A 7180-nucleotide genomic window follows, 5' to 3' on the forward strand; every position below is an offset into this window, starting at 1 on the left:
GACGGATATGTATTTATGAACTAATTGTTCTTTTTCAGTATACTACATCAGGGAAGGGAGAACAAGTGTTTCTTTTATACTATAGAGATTTTTTTGAGCAGATATGCTCAGATGTGCAATTCATCTCCCCACCTGAAGAGGTGGGAGAATTCTTGCTACATTTGTTAAAGATATTAAAGGGTTGCGGCTATAGAAATCAGGCCCCAAAGCTGAGACATTCTCTCAATGAATTTCCCGACCGATCCATTCCATGATCACATTTACAATATATTCCTGCTCCGCTTCTGTCAATTCCCGTCCTTTCGGAATATGATGCCATTTTTCCAGACATCCCCTGCAACAGGTAGCTGTGGCATGCTGGGCTACAAAAACCGGATGCCCTCTCATCGGTGTCTGTTTTCCATCATTTGGTATTTCTGCCGGTGCAAGACGCTTTCTGATAAAATCACAGGCATGCTCACGTACTTTCTCCATTCCCTTTTCTGATACATAACTCCGATCGTTTGCCTTCAGGGAAAAACTGCTTCTGAACTTTGACTGCGACAGACGTTTCCAGAGATTTCCCTCATAAACTGCCGGTGTCTCACATACCATAGAAGGCTGGATGCTGCCCTTATAGACGATCATCTTCTTACTGTCACTTCCGTTCTCATTTGCGGTCTCGTCTACTGCTTCTTTCAAAAGCTGTGCCTTCACTTCCTGTGCTTCTTTGCTGTCCGGCTGCAGACGTCTTGCCAGACATGTATTTCTGCCAGTTGTCGTTTCATTTTTTATCGCATAATACACAGCTTTCTTCTCTCCGACAAGTACCAGGATCTTTTTCGCCCTGGTCACACCCGTATAAAGGAGATTTCTCTGCAGCATGACAAAATGACTCATGGTAAATGGCATGACAACGATTGGATATTCGCTTCCCTGGGATTTGTGGATCGTCACTGCATAGGCAAGCGCCAGTTCGTCCAGCTCTGTCACATCATAGACTACTTTCCGTTCATCAAACAGAACTGTCAGTTCCCGTTCTTCCACGTCAACTTTTGTGACAGTCCCAATATCTCCGTTAAATACTTCCTTATCGTAATCATTCCGGATCTGCATCACCTTATCCTTCAGCCGGTACTGTGTGCCGCCTCTCCGCAGAAAGATCTTTGACGGATTCATGGCTTCCTGCAGCACCTGGTTCAGATTTACTGCCCCACATTCGCCTCTCTGCATCGGAGTCAGCACCTGAATATCCTGCAGTGGATCTACATGGTAGTATCTCGGCAGGTTCGTCTTACAATATTGGACGATAGTATCCACCACTTCCTGATTACTCTCTTTGGTGGCAAAGAAAAAGTCGGCATCTTTCCCGCCTCTCATATCAATGCCTTCCCCTTTATTGATCCGGTGTGCATTCATGATGATCCGACTTCCCTGTGCCTGACGGAAAATCCGTGTCAGACGAACTACCGGAACACATCCGGAATCAATGATATCTCTGAGAACATTGCCCGCTCCGACACTTGGCAGCTGATCAATGTCGCCTACCAGAATCAGAGACATCTGCTGCGGCAATGCTTTTAAAAGATTATACATCAGCATAATATCGATCATGGAACATTCATCCAGTATCAGCACATCTCCTTCCAGCGGATGCTCTTCATTTTTCTGATAGCCTTCCGGAGGTTTATATTCCAATAACCGGTGAATCGTTTTTGCTTCCATTCCAGTTGCTTCTGACATTCTCTTTGCTGCTCTTCCAGTCGGTGCAGCAAGAATGATCTGACATCCAGCCTGCTTATATGCAGAAATAATTCCCAGAGTTGTTGTAGTCTTTCCGGTTCCAGGTCCACCGGTCAGCACCATGACCTTAGAAGAAACTGCTGTCTTTACCGCCTGCCACTGAATCTCGTCATAAGTAATTTCTGATGAAGCTGCTACTTTCTCCAATATTTCTTCCGTATCCTCAGATTTCTTCTTTCCACAGGACATCAACCGAAGCAGCCGCTTTGCACAGCCACTTTCTGAAAAATAATATGGGGGCAGATAGATTGCTTCCCGATCTTCTGCTTCATCTCTGATCACATCATTCGTGCGGATCATCTCATCCAAGGTGATCTCCAGCTCCGGTTCTTCCACTTCCAGAAGTTCCTTTGCCCTTCCAGTCAGCTGTTCTCTTGTTGTATAACAATGACCTGCTTCTGCCAGCTTATTCAATGTATAAAAAATACCACTGCGCAGACGGACAAATTTGCCTTTGTCAATCCCCATCTTCTGTGCAATGGAATCCGCTGTCTTAAATCCAATTCCCCAGATGTCATCTGCAAGCCGGTATGGGTTCTCCTTTACGATTGCAATGCTCTCACTTCCATACGTCTTGAAAATCTTTGTCGCATGAGAGGTGCTGACCTCATGACTCTGCAGAAAAAGCATGATATTCTTGATCTCTTTCTGCTCCTGCCAGCTTGTTTTGATCCGGTCTACACGTACTTTTCCTATACCTGATACTTTGAGCAGTTCATCTGGTGTCTCTTCAATAACATCCAGTGTATCCTTCCCGAATTTTTCCACAATTCTTTTTGCAAACTTTGGACCAACGCCCTTCACCAGACCGGAACCAAGATATTTTTCGATTCCATATACTGTGGCAGGAAGTGTCTCTTCAAATTTCTCCACCAAAAACTGCCGCCCATATTTGGCATCCATCTTCCACATACCTTCCAGAGACAGCACAGAACCAACATGGGTATCCGGCATCGTGCCAACTACTGTGACAAGATCACTGTAATTCTTCACCGCACATTTCAGAACCGTGTAGCCATTGTCGGCATTCTGATATGTAATTCTCTCAACTACACAACGTAAGTGCTCCATGCCCGTCTCCTTCTCTCATGAAATTTCTTCTCCTTTTGTACATTCTGTGTTTCTAATGCGTGACTTATATTGCGGATATTCAGTAATAAACCGCTTAATTACATTGGCATCATTCCAGTAATGCATTGGAAAAATGACATTGCAATCTACATTTTTAAGGAAATACAGGATCCCGTCAGCATAGTGATCTCCCTGTCTCGGATCCAAAGGAACAAATGCAGCGTCAAAATGCATACCCTTGATTTTCCTGATCGCCGCGCGATATGCTGAAGTAAGTCTCTGGTTATCAGCTTTCGACCCACCATCCCAATACCAGTCGTTTAAATCACCGGCATGATAAATGGTACCTTCCTTTGTTTTGACAATAAATGCGACACCACTATCGTTAGATAGCAATGTATCAACTTTGGTTTCATTATCCAAACTATAAGCTTGATCATGATAAACATATGTGATCTTCATATCCGACAAATGATTCCTTTTTCGTATATCATTCGCCAGGATTGCCTGATAAGTCATTCCCATATCATCAAGGATCCCAAAAATTTGTGGGTTAAAATGATCCTTATGGAAGTGACTGCAAAAAACGATCACTTCTTTCTCCTTGTCAAGATTCGGTAATTCACCCTTGTAATAATCAAAAATATAGTAGCAGTCTCTGGTCTCAACCAAAAATCCACTGTGGTTAATGTAAGTAATTTTCATAATATCACCTATATAAATTAACGCCGGTACCGGATAGCAAATCTTTCTTTGCCATGTTTATTTTTCCTTTTTCGAGCGTTTGTAAATTTCACGACAACAGCATTTCTAATGCAGATTTTATCGTATTTTTTAGATTCCGTCCATCCTTTATCCACAGCTGGTAGAAAAATGTGAAATGATACTTTTACAAATTCTATTACTTGTTGTTAGTTCATAATTTATGTATAATCCTGTCTTTGACAGTCCTCTTTCACAGTATTAATATCCTGCACCAGTGTCCGTATTTTTCAGGATCTTAATAAGACGGCTTGTTCCAAGACGCTCTGCGCCAAGACTGATAAATTTTTCTGCATCATCGAAGGATGAAATTCCACCTGCTGCCTTAACTTTTACATCTTTTCCAATATATTTCTTCATCAGCTCTACATCTGCAAAAGTTGCTCCCGCTGTAGAAAATCCGGTAGAAGTTTTGATATCATCCAGGATTCCTCGAATATCATCCCATGTTGCAGTCTGTCCAAGTAATGTGTGATCCACCTTTTTTAATATATCTTTTTTATCCATTTTACCTTCCTTTTACTTCAGTTCATCCAGAAGAGAACTTCCAATTGTTCCCTCCGGCATCTTAACTTCAAAATTATCTGCGATCGTTGCACCGATTACTGCAAAAGTATTCTGATCTTCCAGTTTTCCGTATCCCTCCATAGATGGGGAATAAGCAAAAAATGGTACTTTTTCTCTTGTGTGATCAGTTCCTGTATGCGTCGGATCATTTCCGTGGTCAGCTGTAATGATCAGAAGGTCATCCTCACGAAGCTCATCAAGAAGTTCACCAAGTTTTACATCAAATCTTTCAAGTTCCTCTGCATATCCCTTTACATTGCGTCGATGTCCCCAAAGAGCATCGAAATCTACAAGATTTACAAAACAAAGCCCCTCAAACTCTCTTTTCGCAATGTCAATTGTCTGCTCCATTCCATGAACAGAGCTTTTTGACTTATTAGACTCTGTCAGTCCCTCGCCGTCAAAAATATCAAAAATCTTTCCAACGGAGATCACATCATAACCTGCATCCTTCAATGCATTAAGCGCAGTTTTTCCGTAAGGCTTCAGTGCATAATCATGGCGGTTGCTGGTACGTTTGAACTCACCTTTTTTCTTGCCAAGGTAAGGTCTTGCAATAACACGTCCGACTTTCCACTCATCCCTCATGGTGATATCACGAGCGATCTCACAGCAGCGATACAATTCATCCAGTCCGAAAGTCTCCTCATTTCCGCAGATCTGCAATACAGAATCAGCAGATGTGTAAACGATCATATGACCGGTAGCGATTTCTTCCTCAGCCAGTTCATCCAGGATCTCTGTTCCGCTGGAGCTCTTGTTTCCAATTACTTTATGTCCCGTTCTCTTCTCAAGCTCATCAATCAGCTCTTTTGGAAATCCGGTCTCTGTAAAAGTCTTAAACGGTTTTGTGATGTGAAGCCCCATCATTTCCCAGTGTCCTGTCATAGTATCTTTTCCGGTACTGGCTTCTTTTAAAAATGTATAATAACCCATTGGTCGCTCCACTGCTGCAACCTGTTTCAACGGATGAAGATTTGCAATTCCAAGCTTCTGAAGGTTTGGAATCGTAAATTCATCTACATTCTGGGAAATATGTCCCATAGTATCTGTTCCTTCATCCCCGTACTGGGCTGCGTCCGGCATTTCTCCTGCCCCAAAGGAGTCTATTACAATAGTAAATATTCTCTTATATTTCTTCATAATTTTTGTCTCCTTTCTGATGTCTTACTTATGGATCTTACATATTTACAACAACTTTTGTTACTAATTCCTTGAAGGATTTCGCTACGCGGTCTGCTGTTTCCTGCACTTCTTTATGGTTAAGCTCTTTTTGGGAAATTCCTGCTGCCATATTTGTGATGCAGGAAATTCCACAGATTTCCATTCCCATGTGCCGGGCAGCCATAGCTTCGCATGCGGTGCTCATTCCAACTGCATCTCCACCCCATCTCTGTGCAAGTCTTACTTCTGCAGGAGTCTCATAATTTGGTCCTGTAAACTGTACATAAACACCTTCCTGAAGTTTGATGTCACATTCTTTTGCACATTTGCGGATCACATCCTGAAGACGGCGGCTGTATACCTCACTCATATCCGGAAATCTGGTTCCCAGCTCATCCATGTTCGGTCCTATCAGAGGGCTTGGAACTCCCGTTGTAATGTGATCTGTGATCATCATGAAATCTCCCGGTTTATAGGAAGGATTAGCTCCTCCTGCTGCATTAGTGAGAAGGATTTTTTTCGCACCGAGCATTCCCATAAGACGCGTTGGAAGAACAACATCTGACATTGCGTATCCTTCATAATAATGAACACGTCCCTGCATGATTACAACCGGTGTTTTCTCCACATACCCAAACACAAAACGTCCCTTATGTCCTTTTACAGTAGAAACCGGAAATCCCTCGATGTCCGTATAGTCGATGGTCTGTTCAATCTGAATTCCATCTGCAAAATCTCCAAGTCCGGATCCAAGGATCAGTGCAACTTCTGGTTTGAAATCAATTTTCTTTCTTACGCTTTCCAGGCATGTCATTAATTTTTTATACATGATTACTTCTTCCTTTCTTTTGGGTGTTGTCATTATATTTATGCTTTTTTCATAAAGGCAATTCCTCTGCAATGGTCTTTCCAATGCCCTGCGCGCCTCCCGTCACAATCACTACCTTATTGTTAAACTCCATATAAAATCCTCCCCAAAAATCCGCTTTCTATTTCTGTTGCCACAACATTGTGTATTCTTTTTCACCAGTAGCATCATCGAATCCTTCACATTGAATATCGAACCCTTCTCTTTGATAAAAAGAGAGGGCTCTGGCATTCTTCTGGTATACGTTTAATCGCAATCTAACTTTTTTATTCTTGATATAGTCTAATAAAAGCTTACCTATACCACATGACTGCATTTCATCAGAAACAAAAATACCTTCCATGTATTCGTTACTTAATCCGACAAACCCCTGAATCATTTTATCATCTTCATACACATAGACTTCCGCCTGTAACATCATTTCTTTCACTAATTCATAATTACTTGTGCTTCAAGTACATCCTTCATATAAGAACTATCCAGGCCTTTCCCAATCTGAGAATCCCATTTGAAAATCAGATCATCCTCAAAAGCATCCGGCTGAATACTCTGCTTTATTATACCTTATGGGAGAGGGTTTGTCATTGAAATCTCCAGGAAGCAAGCGTGGCAAAGACACCCGAAAGTAACGATAGCAACAAAAAAACAGTTCCGGACATACTGAGGTTAATCAGTGTATCTGAACCTGTCTTTTCTATGGTCTTTCCAATGAATAGCTGGGCTGGCTTTTCCTTGGAATGGATTATTTAATTGTAAAAAATTCCCGTGAAATGCTTTATAAAATAGGTAATTTTACAAAGTCTATTACTTGTTGTTAATTCATAATTTATGTATAATAAAATTAATATAAGAAATACACGCTCAGCATGCGGCCTGGAACATAAATAATCCGCGAGTTTAGCGATATACGAGGAGGAAATTCTCATGGGTAAACAATCCACCAGGGAAAACAAAACAATTTACCAG

Annotated in this window: 4 protein-coding genes and 2 pseudogenes; all 6 read right to left on the reverse strand. The window is 41.7% G+C overall.

Annotated elements, in window-relative coordinates:
- Positions 1-222: 222 nt before the first annotated feature.
- Positions 223-2853 carry an SF1B family DNA helicase RecD2 gene (gene recD2 / locus NE638_RS17185; RefSeq protein ID WP_021652512.1) on the reverse strand — a complete coding sequence of 877 codons (2631 nt, stop codon included), beginning with the start codon at positions 2851-2853 and terminating at the stop codon, positions 223-225.
- A 15-nt stretch (positions 2854-2868) separates the two neighbouring features.
- Positions 2869-3558 (reverse strand): MBL fold metallo-hydrolase, encoded by a 690-nt coding sequence (locus NE638_RS17190; protein WP_021652513.1) that lies wholly within the window; start codon positions 3556-3558, stop codon positions 2869-2871.
- A gap of 258 nt (positions 3559-3816) precedes the next feature.
- Positions 3817-4038 (reverse strand): annotated as a pseudogene (locus tag NE638_RS17195) (deoxyribose-phosphate aldolase); the annotation flags it as partial.
- Positions 4039-4134: 96 nt separating this feature from the next.
- Positions 4135-5325: a phosphopentomutase gene (locus NE638_RS17200; RefSeq protein ID WP_015526454.1), complete on the reverse strand. Its 1191-nt coding sequence runs from the start codon at positions 5323-5325 to the stop codon at positions 4135-4137.
- A gap of 37 nt (positions 5326-5362) precedes the next feature.
- Positions 5363-6175, reverse strand: a complete 813-nt coding sequence (locus NE638_RS17205; RefSeq protein ID WP_022427082.1) for a purine-nucleoside phosphorylase — start codon at positions 6173-6175, stop codon at positions 5363-5365.
- 160 nt (positions 6176-6335) lie between these two features.
- Positions 6336-6659, reverse strand: a pseudogene (locus NE638_RS17210) (GNAT family N-acetyltransferase); the annotation flags it as partial.
- Positions 6660-7180 lie beyond the last annotated feature (521 nt).

It is taken from the genome of Blautia sp. MSK.18.38, assembly GCF_024460535.1.
GTDB lineage: Bacteria > Bacillota > Clostridia > Lachnospirales > Lachnospiraceae > Blautia_A > Blautia_A fusiformis.

Coding starts and splice junctions, on each gene's coding strand:
- recD2 (WP_021652512.1), bottom strand. CDS start 2,853: ATGGAGCACTTACGTTGTGTAGTTGAGAGAATTACATATCAGAATGCC.
- NE638_RS17190 (WP_021652513.1), bottom strand. CDS start 3,558: ATGAAAATTACTTACATTAACCACAGTGGATTTTTGGTTGAGACCAGA.
- NE638_RS17200 (WP_015526454.1), bottom strand. CDS start 5,325: ATGAAGAAATATAAGAGAATATTTACTATTGTAATAGACTCCTTTGGG.
- NE638_RS17205 (WP_022427082.1), bottom strand. CDS start 6,175: ATGTATAAAAAATTAATGACATGCCTGGAAAGCGTAAGAAAGAAAATT.